Source organism: Streptomyces sp. NBC_01390, from assembly GCF_045040105.1.
In the GTDB taxonomy this organism is placed as follows: domain Bacteria; phylum Actinomycetota; class Actinomycetes; order Streptomycetales; family Streptomycetaceae; genus Streptomyces.
Genome location: NZ_CP109551.1, coordinates 282,388 through 299,933, shown reverse-complemented (window position 1 = coordinate 299,933; position 17,546 = coordinate 282,388). Strand labels below are relative to the sequence as shown.

Here is a 17,546-nt window from a genome sequence, read left to right as displayed (position 1 = left end):
GGGCGCCGTCGAGAGCGCTCAGTCGTCGTTGGAGACCATGCATGAGCGAAGCCTCGCTGACATTCGCAAACAGCGAGACCGGTGGGCGTTCACCCGTGGGAGGCGAGGTGGTGGCGTTACCCTGCTGTGCCATGCGGGAGACACGCCTCGACACTGCTCGGATCAGGGCGGCTCGTCGGCTGATCGATCCGGTTTTTCTCGATACTCCGCTGTACCGGTGTGAGGCGCTGGAGCCCGACCTGGGCTGCACGGTGAGCATCAAGCTCGAAACGGCGAACCCGGTCCGTAGCTTCAAGGGCCGTGGCACCGAGCTGGTCGCGAGCCTGCTTGCCGGTGAAGGCGCACAAGCCGCGGTGTGCGCCAGCGCGGGCAACCTGGGCCAAGCCCTCGCCTGGTCCGGGCGCGGCCGGGGGCTCGACGTGACCGTCGTGGCGTCGCGCTTCGCGACCGCGGCCAAGCTTGACCGCATCCGCGCGTTGGGCGCCGCGCTGGAGCTGGTGGACGGCGATCACGAGATGGCTCGCGAGCGGGCGGCGGCCATCGCGCGGTACGACGGCATCCGCCTGGTCGAAGACAGCCTGGACATCGAGACCTGCGAGGGTGCGGCGACCATCGGTCTGGAACTGGTGGACTCCATACAGTCGTTCGACGCGGTACTGATCGCTCTCGGCGGCGGGGCGCTGGCCACCGGTGTGGGTCATGTCATGAAGGTCCTGGCACCCGAAGTCGAGGTGATCTGCGTCCAGCCTCTGGGCGCACCCGCGATGACACACTCGTGGCGCGGACGACGTGTCGTCACCACCGACTCGACCGACACCATCGCCGACGGCGTCGCCGGTCGGCGTCCCATCCCCGTTGTCCTGGACGACCTCCTCCTGGTCGCCGACGACGCCGTCCTGGTTCAGGAGACGTCGATCATCACCGGTATGCGAATGCTCCTCGAACACGCGGGCCTGGTCGTCGAACCGTCGGCCGCGCTCGGCGTCGCGGCGATCCTCGAAGACCACGAGCGCTTCGCCGGCCGACATGTGGTCACCATCGTGTGCGGCAGCAACGTCGACGTGGACAGCTATCACCGGTGGATGGGAGCGGCTGCCCGTTCACAGATCGTGACTGGCAAGGACGGCGGGTAGCCCGTAAACGGCGGGTAGCCGGTAACCCGGCTTCGGGCCGGTGGCGAATACACCGATGAGTTCTCTTGGCGCGCGCAGTCATATCACTGTGATCGACAACATCATGGTCGGCGACTTCAGGAGGAACACATGGCTCAGTCGCTGAGAGTCCACAACTTCGGCGTGTCGAGTGACGGGATCGGTGCCGGAGCCGATCAGAGTCGCGACCACCCGTTCGGGCACGTCGATCCGGAGCAGCTGTTCACCTGGGCGCGTGCCACGGCGAGCTGGCCAGGGCGTACCGAGCCCGGCGGGAGCCGCGGCCTCGACGACTACGTCGTCCGGGACTGGGCACGCAACATCGGTGCCGAGATCATGGGCCGCAACAAGTTCGGGCCCCAGCGCGGACCCTGGAACGACCACGAGTGGCGAGGCTGGTGGGGGGACGAACCCCCCTTCCACACCCCGGTGTTCGTCATGACCCACCATGAGCGTCCCTCGTTCACGCTCTCCGACACTACGTTCCACTTCGTCGACGGTGACCCCGAATCCGTACTCGAACAGGCGCGGGTGGCGGCCCAGGGCAAGGACGTACGGCTCGGCGGCGGGGTTTCCACAGTCCGGCAGTTCCTTGACGCCGACCTCGTCGACAGTCTGCATGTGGCGGTCCTGCCGGTGAAGTTCGGGTCCGGACTGCGCCTGTGGGAGTCTCCCGACGAACTGCTCGACCGCTTCCACCTGGACGTCGTGCCCAGCCCGAGCGGCGTGGTGCACCACCTGTTCTGGCGAAAGTGACACCAGGGCCTGCTCGGGAGTGGCGTGCGGAGGGCGGTCGCCTCGCGGCGAAAGGCTCCATGGGGCTTCACCCCGGGGCGCCCAGGGACGTGGTGCTGGGCGGCCATCGTGGCGAAGTAGCCCAGGGTGGACGACTTGTCGCCGTTCTTGGCCCCGGAGTTGGTGAAACCCGCGGCGAGCTTGTCCACCCAGGAGTGGGAGAACCAGCGCTTGCTGCTGGCCTCGGCGAACGCGTGGAAGGCCGCGGAGGCGGTACCCATGTATGTGGGGGCGCCGAAGACGATCGCGTCGGCGGCGTCCAGCTGTGCCCACTGCTCGTCCGTAATGGTGTCGACGGAGATCGAGACGACCTCGACGCCCGCTCCCGCCGCACCACGTGCCACGGCTTCGGCGATGACGGCCGTGTGGCCGTAGCCCGAATGAAAGGCGATGGCGACGGTGGGGTGGCCGGGATGGGACATGGTGATGGTGCTCCTCGAATGATTTCTACGGCGGGCTAGGCTCTCCGGGCGTTTGCCCTGGGAGCCTTCTACTGAAGGACGGCGAAGAACTTCACCATCTTGGTGAGCGCCTGATCCATGTACTCGGGAACGTCGTACATGGCGATGTGAGTCGCCCCGTCGACGACGAACAGTTCCTTCGGGCCCTTGGAAAGCTCGTAAGCCTGGTCGCTGAACACCTTTGTGTCCGCCTTGCTCCCCGCGATGAGGAGCAGCGGCTGGGTCAGCAGTTCCGGGATTTGATGGAACGTCGAGAACGCGTACATCTTGTCCATGCTGGTCAGCAGGAAGCGGCCCTTGGAACGGGGATGCTGACCACGTGGAGTCCTGTAGTAGTCGTATCCCTCGCGGAGGAGGTCCGGCGTGTTGTCGTCGATCTCCTCCAGCGTTTCCGGGACGAACGGGACGTAGACGGGCTCCGCTCCCCTCGCCTCCGCTGTGCGCTGCTGAGCGGCCATCTCCAGGTTCCTGATCTGCTCGGACACCGGAGACGTATGCCCCAGGAAGGCCCTGGAACCCTCGCCCATCGGAGCCGCGCTGACGGTGGCGACTGCCTTGAAACGGCGTTCGGTCTGCGCCACGCTGAGCGCGTAACCGCCACCGGCGCAGATGCCGAAGACGCCCATCCGCTCGGTGTCCACGTACGGGAGAGTGGTGAGAAAGTCCGCCGCGCAGCGGGCGTCCTCCACCCTGGTCGTCGGGTCTTCCAGAAGGCGCGGTTCGCCGCCGCTCTCTCCCTGGTAGGAGGAGTCGTAGACCACGGTCACGAATCCCTCGGAAGCCAGCCGCTTCGCGTACTGGCCGATGGTCTGTTCCTTTACACCGCCGGCCGGATGGATTCCGACAAGGGCCGGGTATTTTTTATCTTCGTCGAAGTCGTCCGGCAGGTGGAGGTGTCCCGCGATCTCTACTGCCTTGTTCCTGAATGAAACAGCCTCGACCATGGCGCCTGCCCCTTTTTCGACTGTGATCCGCCCATCGGCGGTGCGCACACCATGATTCGCCGGTGCCGAGATGATGTCCACTCGCGATGGGGGGAAGAAATCATCCCCTGGATATGAATTCCCGGGTGTCCACCTCTCCGTCTCATTCCGCGGGGGGTGTGAAGCCGGCGCGCGGTATTCCTGCCCCGTGCGCGGTGGGCCACCACGGCATCGCCGGCGTGACGGCCATGCCGTGGACGTACGCCGGACGCTGCTGGGGCGAACGCGGGATGCGCAGCTCCTGCACTGCACTGCTACCCGTTCCGCTGTGGCGGCCGCGGTTCACTGCCGGACTCGGTCGGAATGCGCGCGAGGGTTGCGTGGGAGAACGCCGTTGTTCGCTGCCGTGCCCGCCGCGAGGAGGCACCGCGGAACGTCGACTGCGGCCCCCTTCACTCGTGGCGATCATGGTGAGCTCGGTGAACCGCAGTGCTGGCGGGACCCGTGCGGCGTACAGGAATGTTGGAGGGTGGTCAGCCACTGGGCCCCGGTCCGACCTGAGGATCCAACGACATGCTCCAAGCACACGTTCTGACCTGCAGCGATTAGCTGAGCGTTTCCCAATCGATGAGTGTGCGTTCCGGAGCGATCTCCTGGCCACCCACTGACCTGCGGCGACGGAGTTTTCTGCAAGCCCCGACTGCTGGCCTACGCCCACCTGTACAAGCCGGCGATGTGGTGGCTCCGCATCAGGACGTGGGGCAACGTGCTTCTGGCTCTGACGGCGCCGCTCTTCGCGGTGTTCTCCCGCGATTCCGCGCACCAGCCGGTCGTAGGCGTCGTCGTCGAGCACCGAGGTGCCGCCCGTGTAGTAGGCGGCCGACGCCTTCACCGCGTCCTCGACCGCCTGCGCGTAGGCGGCGGCATCCACGATCACTGCAGCTGGTGTTGTCATGCCGGTCGTCTTGCCTGCCACCACTGACAATGCCCCGGCAGACGGAGCGAGGCGCCCGGACACAGTGACCGATGAGGGCCACGACCCGATGTCGTGGCCCGGTTCCTGTCATGTCGCTTACGCCCCTTCAGGGACGCGCCTGGTTGTTGCTGCGCCGGCCCCCGTGCCGGACGTCTGGGTGGGTTGTCGCTCGCGGTCGGGCGACGGTGGCGCCGACCTGGGCGTCCGCTTCGCGGAGGTGGTGGTCGCGGGCGAGCAGCAGATAGCTGCTGGCGGTCCAGGTGTAGGCGCGGTCGCGCAGTCCCTGGCCGGTGAGCGCGTCGAAGTTCTCGGCGAAGCCGTACGTCTCGCACAGGGCGCGGAAGCGGGCGCTGATCTCGTCCGCGAGGAGTTCGTGCCCGGCGCGGCGCAGGCCGTCCTCGACGAGAACGGTGGCGGGAGCCCAGATTGGGCCGCGCCAGTAGCCGTCCGGCTCGTAGTGCGGGGAGCCCGGGTGTTCGGTCGCCAGGCCGTACGCGGTGAGGTGGGCCTCGATCCGTTCGGCCAGCCGGTCGCTGACGTCGACGGGCAGGCGGTCGCCGAGCACGATCGGCATCAGGTCGAGCAGGCTGGCGCTCCTGGTGGGAGTCCCACCGCCGGCCGGGCGGCTCAGGAAGCGTTCGCCGTCCCACAGTTCGTCCAGCAGGGCCGCCTGGAGGGCGTCGGCTGTCTCGGTGCGGCGCCGGGCGTCGTCGGGAAGGCCCAGTTCGTCGGCCAGCCGGGCCAGTTCGTCGAGTTGGAGGATCAGCGTCGCGGTGAGGTCGGAGGTGACGGCGAGGCGTCCGGGGTCGAAGGTGGTGGCGTTGTCCCAGCCGCTGTCGTTGCCGTGCTGGTAGTGGGGCAGGGTCGCGCCGGGTGCGCGCCGCGCGGTGAGCCAGAAGTCCGTCCAGCGGCTCAGTCTGTCGTACGCCTCGGTCAGGCGCGCCGTGGTGAGCGGCTCGGGAAGCCGTCTGCGCAGGTGGCCGAAGGCCCAGCCGTGGATGGGCGGTTTGACGAAGTTGTAGAGGACCTCGGAGTGGGTGACGGAGTCGGGCAGCGCGCCGCTCTCGTCCTGGTGGTCGAAGGGCAGCGAGAACTGGTCCCAGGCCAGATCGGGGCAACTCGGGGCCAGGGCAAGGGCGTTGAAGCAGTGGTCCCAGCTCCACACCTTGTCCATCCAGTGCTTGGACATGAGGACGGCGGGCCGGGTGACCAGACCCGCCGGGCGCACGGTCGCGGACCACACCACATACGCGGCGAGTTCGGCGGCCGGAGCGGCGGTCGAGCGCCAAGGCGCGACCGTGTCGGCGAACTGGGCGAACGACTGCCGCGCGGACTCCATGACCTCGCCGAACCCCGCCCGCGAGCGGTAGGGCATCCGCGCACTGTCGAGCTCCTCGACCGCGACTTCCCACGATCCGTCGGCCCCGGCGGTGACCGTGAGACCACGCTCCCCGGCGCCCAGGGCCTGCGAGCCGTACACCTCGGCAACAGTGCCGGTCAGCACGGTGATCCGATAGCGGCGGCCGGTCTGGTAGGAGGTGAACGTGTGGGCGCCGTCCACCGGGTCGCGGTAGAAGTAGGTCCCGCTGAACGGGGTCAGGGCGTGAGCCGCGGCGCTGATACCGAACCCGAGACCGGTGCCTTGTACACGGACGGTGTCCGGCGACTCGTAGGCGAGGTCGACGCGTCCGCCCGTGCCGGTCCAGCTGAGCAGGCCCGGTGTCGCCTCGACGTGGGTCTCGGCGCGGTCGCCGGTCGCCGCGTCGAGGGGGATGAGGCGCAGGACGGCGTGCATGCCGTTCTGGTGCGAGACGACATGCAGGTCCTCGGCCCGCGTCTTCTCCGCCAGCACGGGTGAGATGCCGAACCAGGAGCCGTGCGTGCTGAAGGGTATGTCGTGGACGGAGAAGGGCGGGCCGGTCGGGGCGGCTGTCATGAAGCGGCACTCGTTTCTTGAGCGGAGGGGGGCGGCGTTCCGCCGTGATGGGGGCGGCGGGGCTCGCACGGCGGCACATGGAACGCCGGGCTGCGTACGGACGGTCCGGTGTCAGTCCTTGACGGCGCCCGCGGTCACGCCGGCGGCGACGTAGCGCTGGGCCAGGACGAGGATCACCGCGGCCGGCAGAGAAGCAACGACGGCGGTCGCCATGATGGCGTTCCACTGCTGGTTGTTGTTGCCGATGTAGTGGTAGATGCCGAGGGTGATCGGCTCGTGTGCGCCGCCATTGGCGAGGGTGCTGGCGAAGACGAAGTCGGACCAGGACCACAGGAACGCGAACAGGGACACGGTGACGATCGAGTTGCGGCTCATCGGTAGGACGATCGACCAGAAGGTACGCAGGGGGCCCGCGCCGTCCGTCTTGGCGGCCTGGAGCAGTTCGCCGGGGATGCCGGACATGAACGCGGTGAAGATGAGTACGGCGAAGGGAACGGCCAGAGTCGAGTCGGCGACGATCAGGCCGGGCACGGACTGGAGCAGTCCGAGGCTGAGGTAGATGGCGTAGAAGCCCATCGCCATGATGATGCCGGGGATCATCTGGGCGGCCAGCAGGACGAAGCTGAGGATTCCGCCGCCACGTGGGCGCAGTTTGGCCAGCGCGTAGCCGGCGGGTGCGGCCAGCGCCACGGTCAGGGCCACGGTGCCCAGGCCGATGACGAGGCTGGTGCCGAGGTAGGGCAACTGCTGGTCGACGACGGCCCGGTAGCCCTCCAGGGTGGCGTGGGCGGGGAACAGGCCGGGCGGGCTCTTGCGCATGTCCTGGTCGCGGGTCAGGGACACGTTGAGCATCCAGTAGACCGGGAAGAGCATGACCGCGGTGAGGAGGACGCCGATGGCCGTCTTCACCCAGGTGCGGCGGGGCCGGTTGCTGGCCGTCTGCGCGCTCGTCATGACAGCGCCTGCTTTCGCTGGACCCGGACGTAGAGGAGGCCGAAGACGAGGGCGGCGACGACGAGCAGGTTGCCGACGGCCGCTCCGGGGCCGAAGGCGGGCAGCAGGTTGCCGAAGCCGAGCTGGTAGGACCAGGTGGCGAAGGTGGTGGAGGAGTCGGCCGGGCCGCCCTTGGTCATGATCCAGATGATGTCGAAGACCTTGAGCGTGTAGACGAGGCCCAGCAGCAGGGTGATGGCCGAGACCGGGCGCAGGAGCGGGAACGTGATGCGCCAGAAGCGCTGCCACGCGTTCGCACCGTCGAGGGCGGCGGCCTCGTACAGGCTGGTGGGGATGGACTGCAGGCCGCTGTGGAGCACGACCAGGTTGAAGGGGACGCCGATCCAGATGTTCGCGATGATCACCGAGGTCAGTGACCAGGTGGGCGAGGTCAGCCAGTGCACCGGGCCGATGCCGACGGCGTGGAGGGTGGCGTTGACGATGCCGGAGTCGCTGTTGAGCATCCACGACCAGGTCGACGCCGACACGATCAGCGGCAGCAGCCACGGTACGAGGAACAGGGCGCGCAGGGTCGCGGAGAGCCGGAAGTGCTGGTTGAAGAAGACGGCGAGTGCCAGGCCGATCGCGTACTGGAAGACGAGGCACACGGCGGTGAACACCACGGTGTGCAGCAGGGCCGGGGCGAACGTCGGGTCGTCGAGGACGGTTCGGTAGTTCTTCAGGCCCGTGAACGGCGCGTCACCCTGGACGAAGGAACGGACGGTGTAATTCCGCAGGCTCAGGTCGATGTTGCGGTACAGGGGATAGGCGTAGAAGAGGGCGAGGTAGAGGGTGACCGGGGAGAGGAACGCCCAGGCGGCCCACTGCTGGGAGGCGGGACGGCGCGGGCTCGCGGTGTGGTCCGGGGGCGGGGCGGCGGTCGCCGCCCCGTTCCGGCTCCGCACCGTCCAGCGGTCCGGCGACTGAGTCGTGTGGTTCATCGGCTGGCCGGAGTCCTCGTTACTTGACGGCGGACTGCGCCGAGCCGAGCGCGTCCTTCACAGACGTCGACCCGCTGAGCGCGGACTGGATCGCCTTCCACAACTGCTCGGAGATCTTGGGGTACTTGGTGCCCAGGTCGTCACTGGTGCGTCCCTTAGCCGCCTTGACCGCGTCGACCCACGGCTTCAGCTCGGCGTTCGCGGCCACCTGCTTGTCCTGCACCTCGGTGGTGGGGGCCACATAGGACAGCGTCGTGTCGGTTTCGAGCAGGTTCTGGCTGTTGGTCAGACAGGCCACGAGCTTCTGCGAGTTGGCGTAGCGGCCGGTGTCACTCTGCACCGGCATCGTGACGAACTCACCGCCCGTCGGGGCCGCGGCGTCGCCTCCCGTGGCGGCGGGGACGGGGATGACGCCGTAGTCGAAGCCGGCCTTGTCGGCGTTGCCGAGCTGCCAGGTGCCGTTCTCGCTGAACGCGTAGTCACCGCCGGCGAACTCCTGCCAGCTGGTCGTCTGGGTGTTGTTGATCACCGAGTTGGGTGCATAGCCCTTGTCCAGCCAGTTCTTCCACAGTGACAGCGCGGACCCGGCCTGGTCGGAATCGAGCGCGGTCAGCTGGGCGCCCGAGCCCCAGAACCAGGGCAGGAACTGGAAGCTGCCCTCCTCCGTACCGATCGCGGAGAACGTGATGCCCTTCTTGCCCGCCGCCTTGACCTTCGCGAGTGCCGCGGTCAGCGATGTCCAGTCCTTGACCGAGGAGATGTCCACCCCGGCCTTCTTCAACACCGCCTTGTTGTAGTACAGGGCAAGGGTGTTCGCGCCGATCGGCGTGCCGTACGTCTTCCCGCCCGACTGGCCGGCCGCGAGGAGGTTGGGGCTGACCTTCGAGGTGTCCAGCTTGGTCTCGTCGCTCGTGGTCAGCACGCCCGCCTCCGCCAGCGTCGACACCACCGGGTTGTCGACGATCAGGACATCCGCGGAGTTGTCCTGCTGCGCCGCCAGCAGCACCTTGTTCGTCAGGTCACTGGTGTCGAACGAGGTCCGCTTGATCTTCACCCCGGCCTCGGTGCCGCAGCCGTCCAGGAGCTTCGCCCACGCCGAGGTCTTGTCGAACTGCGGGTACGGGTCCCAGATCGTGTACGTGCCGCCGCCCTCCGCGGCCTTCGCGGAAGTGTCGCCTGAGCCGGAGGAACAGGATGTGGCGGTGACGGCGACGACGGTCAGTACTCCGGCGGTGAGACGCCGTCTGGCAGATCGGTTCATGGTGGGTTCCTCACGGCTCTTGGCACAGGTGTGCCCTGGGATCGGCACAGGTGTGCCGTAGAAGGGGTGATCTGGGGCTGCCGGGACCGCCGAACTCCGGTCAGTGAGCTGCTCGGTGGCGCGTGTGGGGCGCGGTGGGCGGTGGGTGAAGGGTGAAGGGGCTCGTGCGGGGGCGGAAGATCAGGGGCGGGTCGGGCTGCCGGGGCCCGGAGCCGGGTCGGTGGGCCTGATACCGGCAGGCGCGGTGCTGGCTCGCAATGAGATCGGCGGCTCGAGCAGGTGACAGCGGGCCGGTGCGTCGGGGTGGTCGAGTTGCTGGACCAGGAGTTCGACGGCGAGTCGGCCCAGTTGCTCGGCCGGTACGTCGGCCGCGGTGAGTTGCGGGGTCACGGTCTCGGCCCAGCGGCCGGCCACGACCCCGGTGAGGGAGAAGTCGCGCGGGATGTGACGGCCCGCCATGGCCAGGCCCCGGTAGAGGCCGCCGAGCGCGGCCTCGTTCAGGGTGACCAGCGCCGTGGTCTCCGGGTCGTCGTGCAGGATCCGCTCCAGACAGGACAGCCCGGAGGCGGCGTCGTCCCCGCAGCAGTACGTCCGTACGGTGAGGCCACGTTCCGCCGCGGCCTTGGTGAAGCCATCGAGGCCGCGGTGTGCCGACTCGTAGCCGGCCCGCAGCAGTTGCTCGGGCCGGTTGACGAAGGCGACCCGCCGGTGACCCAGATCGGCGAGGTGGTGCACACAGGCCGCGGCCAGTGCTGTGTGGTCCAGGCCCACCCACCAGCTGCCCTCGGGCCGGGCGGTGCGGCCGATGGCGACGGAGGGGAAGCCCACCGCCGTGAGGTGGTCGATCCGGTCGTCCTGGAGCCTGATCTCCATGAGGATCGCGCCGTCGACCCGCCGCTCACCCAGCAGCCGCTGGAACGAACGGTCGCTGTCCACCCCGCTCGGAGAGAGCAACACGTCGTAGTCGTACGCCGCCGCGGCCTCCACCACACTGCCGATGAAGTCCAACTGCATACCGGTGTAGTGGTTGCCCGCCGGCGGGAAGACCAGACCGATGGTGCTGGTCCGGCCGTTCGCCAGGGCCCGCGCACTCGCGTTGGGCCGATAACCCAGCTCGTCGATGACCCGCTGGATCTTCTGGCGGGTGTCCTCGGACACCGGCCGTTTCCCGCTCAGGGCGTAGGACACGGTGCTCCGGGAGACACCGGCACGCTTGGCGATCTCACCGATGTTCACGAAGGCTCCTTTGCCGAGGTGGGGCGAACCGGTTCGATAATTTCGAGAGGTGAAATCGGCCAGGCTGTCGATCGTCGAACCGGTTCGCGTGAAGTGAAGGTAGGAGCAACCGGGGTGAGTGTCAACGCCTTGCGCTGCATTTCCCGAAACGGGCCGGAGACCTTGGCGTGGGTGGCTGCGGTGTCTCATATGCCTGCGTGTGTGCCTGATCGTCGTTGGATCAGGCGGGGTGTTCAGTGGGCGGTGACACCCCGCCCCCGTGAGGCGACGCGGCCCGCGGGTGATGCGTGGGGCTCCTGCCGGGGGATTGTTGACCGGTTTCTGTGGTGCTGATTTCATCGAACCGGTTCGATGAAATTTGCCCGCATACGTCTCACGGTTGTCGCCGTGGGTCGGCTGGTCGATCACCTCGGTGTGGCCAACCGTCGACGCCTGTCTCGCGGACGGCTCCTCGTCTTGGACGGCGTGGCGCGGCGCGCTTCCGTCTGGTGACACCCTTGTGTGGCGCAGGGGGTTCGCGACTCCGCCCGCGCCGTCGAGTTGGGTCAAGAGCCCCTGTGTGTTTGGTAGAAAGCCCTTCCAATGATCGCTTGGCCTGCCAGTCTCCTTCCCGACCCGGATGTCATGTCCGGGATGAACGGACCGAAGACTGGAGCACCCCTTGCCCCGAGCCGCCAGCAGCGGAAGAAGCTTCCGCGTCGCCAGAGTTGCCGCCGTCGCCGGCAGCGCTGTCGTCCTGACCGTCGCCCTGCCCTTCAGCGCCTCCGCAGGTGTCCTGCAGAACCTGCCCGAGAACGCGACCACCTTCCAGAAGTACTTCGAGCCCGTGTACGACTACGACACGGACAGCTGCTACCCGGCCGCCGCCATCGACCCGAGCGGCAACCTCAACGGCGGTCTGAAGCCGACCGGCCCGATCACCGGCGAGTGCCGCGACAGCCACCTCGGGCACGCCAACACCTACTCGCGGGCCAAGTGCAACAACGGCTGGTGCGGAATCATCTACGCCAGCTACTTCGAGAAGGACGAGGCCTCGCCGGGCATAGGGCACCGGCACGACTGGGAGTGCGTCGTCGTCTGGGCCAAACAGGGCGCGGACACGCCGTCCTACCTGTCGGCCTCCCGGCATGGCGGCTTCAGCACCCACCCGCTCGCCGACGTACCGATGAGCGGCCAGCGTGTCGAGATCGTTTACCACAAGGACGGCGCGAGCACCCACGCCTTCCGCTTCGCCGAGTGGGGCGAGACCCCGGAGAACGACACCGGCGCCTGGCACCAGGAGAACCTGCTCACCTGGGACAACCTGGCGTCCAACCTGCGCGACACCCTGAACGCCTCCGACTGGGGCGACGCGAACTTCCCACTGCAGGACTCCAAGTTCGCCGACCACCTCAACAAGGCCAAGCCGAGCGACATCACGTTCGACCCTTACGCCTGACGGGGAGGCCTGGGGGATGGATCGGGGGATGGAACGCCCTTTGAACGGAGGGGAGACCCGATCCGTCCCCCGGTTCCCGGGGGACGCGGTGCCGCCCGTTGCGCCGTGGGCGAGTGTGGTCCCGTTCTCCAGGGGTGGGTGAGAGCGCGCCGTGCGCGAATGAGGCCGGCAAGCGGCTGTCGGCGCGATGCCGCGTGGGCCGCGTTGGCGCCCGGAGCCCCGTGGAACCCGTCGCCCGGGTGAGCGGAGGAGGACGCGAGCGGCGTCAAGGAAGCGGGCGTGGATCAGGTTGGGCCGCGGGGTCGCCGTCCGTCCCTCGTCGGCCGGGAGACTGGCGGCCACCAGCCCGTTGGAGCCTGCTCGGGTCACCACTGGGTCAGGTGGGTCAGGCATGACCGCCGTCGGCGCCATGCGCTGCCGCCCTGCGCCGTGCCTGGAGGCTTGCCGGCTGTCGGTCCCGTTGCTGTGCCTCGCAGACCCGGGCCAGCCTGGCCAGCATCGCGCGGTGCCGCAGCTGGATCAGCGCGTCCACTCCGACGTTGTGGAGCAGCCCGCCCGCGCCCTGGAGAGGGTGCTCGTCCGCTATGACCAGGCAGTGCTCTCCCCAGGGACGGAGTTCGATGGCGATCCGTGCCGTGCCCAGGATGCCCGCCCGCGCCTCCAGCCCCAGCTCGGAACCCTCTACGTAATGCCGGACCACTGTCTCGTTGGTGAGCCGCAGGGGGCCTACGCGGACCTCGTACCCGATCGTCGAGCCCACCTGCGGCCACTGCCCCCGCACCGGCTCGGACTCCGACGTTCCCACCACCCACTCCGTATACCGGGAGCCGTCCGCGAGGACGGACCACACGGTCCGCGGGCTCACCTTGATCAAACGATGCCGTACCGCCACGCCACACCTCCGGGAGTCCTGCCTCGGCTCCCAGCCAAGTGCCCATTCAGACGCAGGCGAACCCGGGCAAAACGAACTCCTCGGGAGGAGCGCAAGTCGCTCACAACCTCGTCGCCTAATCTCGTGCAGGGAAGCGGCGGGTGCCGTGCATCCACATTGAGGAGACGATGATGCTCGGAAGGGGCGCGCGGTTGCTCGCGGGCGTACTGACCGTGGCCTGCGTGGTGCTCGTCGGCTCCAGGGCACCAGGTGATGACCGCCCCGGCGGGTCACTGCCCGTCGAGGCCGTCAGGGACGTGGTGCCGAACCGGGTCATGACGTGGAACCTCTGCAACCCCTGCAAGGAAAGCAACGTCGACCGGGCGGCGGAGATCGCAAGATTCGCGCCCCAGGTCATCGGTCTGCAGGAGGCGTGTGTGCGTGACGTCGAGGGGATCCGGGAGTATCTGGAGAATCTGCACGGGCTGGTCTACCACGTTGAGTACGGGTCGGTCCTCAAGAACTGGGGCCGCTGCAGGGGAGTGCCGTGGAATCCGGGAGGCTTCGGCCAGGCGATCCTCTCCGCGGCACCGATGACCGACCGCGTCAAGGTGGAGTATCCCGACGGAGGATCCGAGGACCGTGGCTACCTGGCAGTCACCACCATGGTCGGCGGCCAGCAGGTCCGGGTCTTCAACACCCACCTCGCGCAACGACGACAGGAAACGGTCCGAGCGGGCCAGACACGGGTACTTGCCGCAGCGGTCGCCCGGCACAAGCGTGCGATCGTCATCGGCGACTTCAACGCGGTGGCCGACGCGCCCGAACTCACCGGGATGTGGGCGCTGGCCGTGGACGCGGACCCCAAGTGCCATCCTTCGCCCGCCGCCGCCTGCGAACCGACCACCGACTGGAACAGCAAGTTCGACTACATCTTCCTGCGAGGCATCGCTCCGCTCAGGCAACGAGTGCAGCCCACCTCGTACTCGGACCACCATCTGGTGTACAGCGACCTCAACCTGATCTGAACCCGACCTGAAGCGCTCCAAGGCCGTCGGCCGGAATATCACGTGCGCTGCCGTCGGTGGAGGTAGCAGACTCCCCGGCATGGTCGACATGGGTGTGTTCCGGGACGAGGTCGCAGGCTGGGCGCGAGGAGGCTCGGGCGGTCCGGCGAAAGAGCTGGCGGAGCAGCTTGGGGTGCGTACGGCTGTGCTGCTGGAGGGGCTGAGCGACCTCGCGGCCGTCGAGGCGCTGGCCACGGGACGGAACCGGGCCCTGGCGGCCGAGGGGGTGTGCGTGATGTCGATGGGCGGGGCGATGAGCGTCGGACGCTACGCGGCGCTCCTCGGCCCGGCCGGTCTGGGCCTGCGGCTGGTCGGTCTGTGCGACGAGCGCGAGAAGCCCTTCTTCGACCGAGGGATCGGTTCGGCGTCGGCCCCGTACTCGAACGTCTTCGTCTGCGCGGCGGACCTGGAGGACGAACTCATCCGTGCGCTGGGCCCGGCGCGGGTGGAGGAAATCGTCCGGGCCGAGGACGAACTGCGCCCGTGGCAGACCTTCCTGCAACAGCCCGCCCAACAGGGCCGGCCGCGGCATCAGCAACTGCGGCGCTTCATCGGTACGAAGAAGGGCCGCAAGATCCGCTACGGCCGTCTCCTGGTCGAAGCCCTCGCCCCCGACCAGGTGCCCGCCCCACTGGACGACCTGTTCGCCGCCCTCTGAACCGAGCAGGCTCGTCCGCCCCACCGTCACCGTCCCAGCGCCTCACTGCCTCACCGCCTCAGCGGACTCGGTCGTAGACGAAGGCCGATGCGCCGTGCTCGCCCGCGGTCTGGCTGACCAGCGTCCACCGGCTCGCGGGCAGGCCGTCGTCGAAGAGGCGCGGCCCGCCGCCGAGAAAGACCGGAAAGATGGTGAAAGCCAGCCGGTCGACCTGGTCGGCCGCCAGCAGCGCCTTGATGACGCTCGCGCTGGCAAGTACGAGGATGTCGCCGCCCTCGGTGGCCTTGAGGTCCGTGACCACCTCGGCGGCCGGTTTGCTGACGATCGTTGTCCGCTCCCACGGCGCCTCGTCGAGGGTGGAGGAGAGGACCACCTTGTCGGTGTCGACAAGCCATTTGGCGAAGCCCTCGTCGCGGGGGTCAGCACCCTCCATACCGATGACGGTGGGCCAGAATCCCAGGAACCCCTCGGCGTTGACCCGCCCAAGCAGTGCTGTCGTCGCCGGCTCCCAGAGGCTGGTCAGGTGGTCGCGGGCGACGTCGGTCACGGCGTACGGCATCACCCAGCTCATGTCCAGCGGGTTGTCCGGTGCGGCGTAGCGGCCGTCGAGGGAGAGTGCCATGTTGGTGACGACCCGGCGGCCGGCGCTCCGCTGTGTCATTTCGTGCTCCCTGTGTCGGTGGTGCTGGTGCTTGTTTCGTGTGCGTACGTGTCGAGGGTTGCCGCGAGCTTGTCGAGGCTCTGCCCGAAGCCGGTCTCGATACCTGCGACGAAGTCCGCGGACTCGACGGTGCTGTCGGTGATCCGCCAGTGGACGTCGAGGTCCGTGCCGGTGTCGGCGGGGCCGAGGTCCATGGAGACGTGGGCGGTGAAGGCGGGGCGGCCGTCGGGCAGTAGCGGGGAGAGCCGGTAGGTGAGGTGCTCACCGGTCCGTACGTCGTCGACGACTCCCTCCGCACGCCCGGCGACCGGGTTGGTGTCGTGGACGTCTTCGGCGTCGCGGTACTCCTGGACGATCCGCCCGCCGGGACGCGCCTCGAAGACGAGCGCGGAGGCCCGGAGATCCTGGGGGGTCCACCAGGGCGCGAGCAGAGCGGCCTCGGTGAGGTGGCGCCAGACCAGCTCGGGAGGTCCTGCCAGCGACCGGTGGAAGCCGAACGCGCGGCCGTCGGCCCACCCCGGATTCTGGGCGGCGAGCCGCTCCGCCCGGACGCTGAGCCCGTAGCGGTCGTGGGTCGCGTGCGGGCCGTCGGCCTGGTCCCTGAGGTCGGCCAATTGGCCGAGCGCAGCCGCCAGTTCGCGCAGCGGAGCGGAGCGGAGGGTGTAGATACGGCGCTGACCGGTGCGCCGGGAGGTCACGACGCCGGCGCGCTCAAGGGTCTGCAGATGCTTGGTCGTCTGCGGCTGGCGTGCGTCGGTGAGCTGAGCCAGAACGCCTACCGAGCGGGACTGCTCGGCCAGCAGGCTCACGAGACGCCAGCGGGCCGGGTCGGCCAGTGCGGCGAGGAGTGCGTCCATAGCGAGAAGTATTCTCTAGAGAGAATATTCGTGTCAAGGAATTAGTTCCCCATGTGAGGATGCGGCAATGGTGTGGTCGAGGAAACGCGGCAGACGGACGGTCGGGCTCGTGGCGAGTGCGGCGTTGGCGCTGACCGCCTGCGGGCAGGGTGGTTCCGGCGCTGAAAAGCCCGAGGGCCGGGAGGCGAAGTACAAGCGCGTCATCGCAGATCCTCACCCGCGCCCCGCCGACGTCATCGAGATGGCCGGCGCACCTCTCGGTGTGAGCCGCGCGGACGACGGCTCGCTGCTTCTGATGTACGAGGCCGGCAACGTCGAGGACGACGAGGGGCCGGCCGCCACCGCCTGGCGCATCGTCGGCCCCGACGGCCGCACGGTCGCCGAACACGCGGAGCACGGGGACGCGGAGGCGGTGCCGCCCGCGTTCAAGGGAACGCACGCGGGCTTCGTGCGGGTGCCGCAACCGGACGGGGCGGACGCGGCTGAGGGGGCGTGGACTCTCGACGTACGCGGCAAGCGGCACAAGGCAGTTGTCAGCGGTACTCCGTTGCGCGCCCGCCCGGGCGACGTTCTGCTCGCCGAACCGGAGCGGATGCTCATCTACCGCCCCGCCACGCGCACCGTGGCACCCCCGGCGGGTGTACCGGACGGCGCCGTCCGCCTCGCCGTCGACGAGCGGGGTACGGTCTGGAGCCTGGTCCAGCCGCTGACCGACGCCCCGAATCGTGTCGTATGGCAGCGAGACGGGCGCACCGTCGGTTCCACGGCCGTCCCCGAGCCGTACCTGGGAGGTGCCCTTGCCGCGCGGGGTGGCATCGCGGCGCTGTCCCTCATACAGGGTGAGGGCGTGCGGGGCCTGTTGCTGACGACGGACACCGGCAGGCACTGGCGGAAGATCCTCGCAGGCGGAATCGCCTGGAGGGACCTGAGACGTGGCCCGGACGCGCTGGTCCTGGAACTGCTCGCGGACGGCCGGCTGCTCGTCGGCGAGGAAGGCGGCCGCTACTGGCTCGCCGCCGACCGCACCAACAGCGCCTTCCGTGAACTGAGGACGCCGGCGAACTTCACGTCGCTCACCGTCGACGGCAGCACCCTCTACGGCATCGCCGACGCGACGACGTCGACGTACGACCTGGTGAAGGGCGAAGGGCTGTGGATCTCTCGCGACAGCGGACGCGAGTGGCGGCGTTACGGGCAGCGCGGGCAACAGAGGTAGCGGAGGTCGCGGAGGTGAATGTCGCCCACGGGAACCTCTCCGTGTGGCGGGGATCACGTCGGGAGGAAAACCTGTCGCCCGGCTCCGGCGTCTAGCGGGCGTGAG

At 68.6% G+C, this 17,546-nt stretch carries 15 protein-coding genes and 1 pseudogene; 6 read left to right on the top strand and 10 right to left on the bottom strand.

The features are described 5' to 3' along the window. Window positions 1–131 precede the first annotated feature (131 nt). Together OG241_RS01100 and OG241_RS01095 are read left to right on the top strand one after the other, a co-directional pair. Complete coding sequence (locus tag OG241_RS01100) at window positions 132–1,133, top strand: threonine/serine dehydratase (protein ID WP_405812926.1); 1,002 nt, start codon at window positions 132–134, stop codon at window positions 1,131–1,133. Window positions 1,134–1,262: 129 nt separating this feature from the next. Then, on the top strand, window positions 1,263–1,907 hold the full coding sequence (locus tag OG241_RS01095) for a dihydrofolate reductase family protein (protein ID WP_405812924.1): 645 nt from the start codon (window positions 1,263–1,265) through the stop codon (window positions 1,905–1,907). Between the two features lie 92 nt (window positions 1,908–1,999). Here the strand turns inward: OG241_RS01095 and OG241_RS01090 are convergent. The 7 genes and pseudogenes from OG241_RS01090 to OG241_RS01060 form a co-directional block, all read right to left on the bottom strand. Then, window positions 2,000–2,368, bottom strand: a pseudogene (locus OG241_RS01090) (flavodoxin family protein); the annotation flags it as partial. Window positions 2,369–2,436: 68 nt separating this feature from the next. Next, window positions 2,437–3,351, bottom strand: a complete 915-nt coding sequence (locus OG241_RS01085) for an alpha/beta hydrolase (RefSeq protein WP_405812922.1) — start codon at window positions 3,349–3,351, stop codon at window positions 2,437–2,439. Between the two features lie 1,061 nt (window positions 3,352–4,412). After that, the gene (locus OG241_RS01080) at window positions 4,413–6,242 is read right to left on the bottom strand and encodes an amylo-alpha-1,6-glucosidase (protein ID WP_405812920.1); all 1,830 of its coding nucleotides are present in this window, start codon (window positions 6,240–6,242) and stop codon (window positions 4,413–4,415) included. Window positions 6,243–6,353: 111 nt separating this feature from the next. Beyond that, window positions 6,354–7,196 (bottom strand): carbohydrate ABC transporter permease, encoded by an 843-nt coding sequence (locus OG241_RS01075; protein WP_405812918.1) that lies wholly within the window; start codon window positions 7,194–7,196, stop codon window positions 6,354–6,356. Beyond that, window positions 7,193–8,176, bottom strand: a complete 984-nt coding sequence (locus tag OG241_RS01070; protein WP_405812916.1) for a carbohydrate ABC transporter permease — start codon at window positions 8,174–8,176, stop codon at window positions 7,193–7,195. Before OG241_RS01070 ends, OG241_RS01075 begins: the two co-directional genes overlap by 4 nt. A gap of 19 nt (window positions 8,177–8,195) precedes the next feature. Then, window positions 8,196–9,437 carry an extracellular solute-binding protein gene (locus OG241_RS01065; protein ID WP_405812914.1) on the bottom strand — a complete coding sequence of 414 codons (1,242 nt, stop codon included), beginning with the start codon at window positions 9,435–9,437 and terminating at the stop codon, window positions 8,196–8,198. Between the two features lie 180 nt (window positions 9,438–9,617). Then, window positions 9,618–10,673, bottom strand: a complete 1,056-nt coding sequence (locus OG241_RS01060) for a LacI family DNA-binding transcriptional regulator (RefSeq protein ID WP_405812912.1) — start codon at window positions 10,671–10,673, stop codon at window positions 9,618–9,620. Window positions 10,674–11,334: 661 nt separating this feature from the next. Here OG241_RS01060 and OG241_RS01055 point away from each other — a divergent pair. After that, complete coding sequence (locus OG241_RS01055) at window positions 11,335–12,111, top strand: NPP1 family protein (RefSeq protein WP_405812910.1); 777 nt, start codon at window positions 11,335–11,337, stop codon at window positions 12,109–12,111. A gap of 385 nt (window positions 12,112–12,496) precedes the next feature. Here OG241_RS01055 and OG241_RS01050 read toward each other — a convergent pair whose 3' ends face one another. Beyond that, the gene (locus tag OG241_RS01050) at window positions 12,497–13,003 is read right to left on the bottom strand and encodes an SRPBCC family protein (RefSeq protein ID WP_405812908.1); all 507 of its coding nucleotides are present in this window, start codon (window positions 13,001–13,003) and stop codon (window positions 12,497–12,499) included. A gap of 167 nt (window positions 13,004–13,170) precedes the next feature. Here OG241_RS01050 and OG241_RS01045 point away from each other — a divergent pair, with 167 nt between their 5' ends. Both OG241_RS01045 and OG241_RS01040 read left to right on the top strand, forming a co-directional pair. Beyond that, entirely contained in the window at window positions 13,171–14,010 is an 840-nt protein-coding gene (locus OG241_RS01045; protein ID WP_405812906.1) for an endonuclease/exonuclease/phosphatase family protein, read from the top strand. A gap of 79 nt (window positions 14,011–14,089) precedes the next feature. Continuing rightward, complete coding sequence (locus OG241_RS01040) at window positions 14,090–14,707, top strand: TOPRIM nucleotidyl transferase/hydrolase domain-containing protein (protein ID WP_405812904.1); 618 nt, start codon at window positions 14,090–14,092, stop codon at window positions 14,705–14,707. Window positions 14,708–14,765: 58 nt separating this feature from the next. On the opposite strand, the gene OG241_RS01035 is transcribed toward OG241_RS01040, so the two are convergent. Next, window positions 14,766–15,368, bottom strand: a complete 603-nt coding sequence (locus tag OG241_RS01035; RefSeq protein ID WP_405812902.1) for a dihydrofolate reductase family protein — start codon at window positions 15,366–15,368, stop codon at window positions 14,766–14,768. Further along, entirely contained in the window at window positions 15,365–16,225 is an 861-nt protein-coding gene (locus tag OG241_RS01030) for a metalloregulator ArsR/SmtB family transcription factor (protein WP_405812900.1), read from the bottom strand. Before OG241_RS01030 ends, OG241_RS01035 begins: the two co-directional genes overlap by 4 nt. Before the next feature lie 67 nt (window positions 16,226–16,292). Here OG241_RS01030 and OG241_RS01025 point away from each other — a divergent pair, with 67 nt between their 5' ends. Continuing rightward, entirely contained in the window at window positions 16,293–17,441 is a 1,149-nt protein-coding gene (locus tag OG241_RS01025) for a hypothetical protein (protein ID WP_405812898.1), read from the top strand. Window positions 17,442–17,546: the final 105 nt, after the last annotated feature.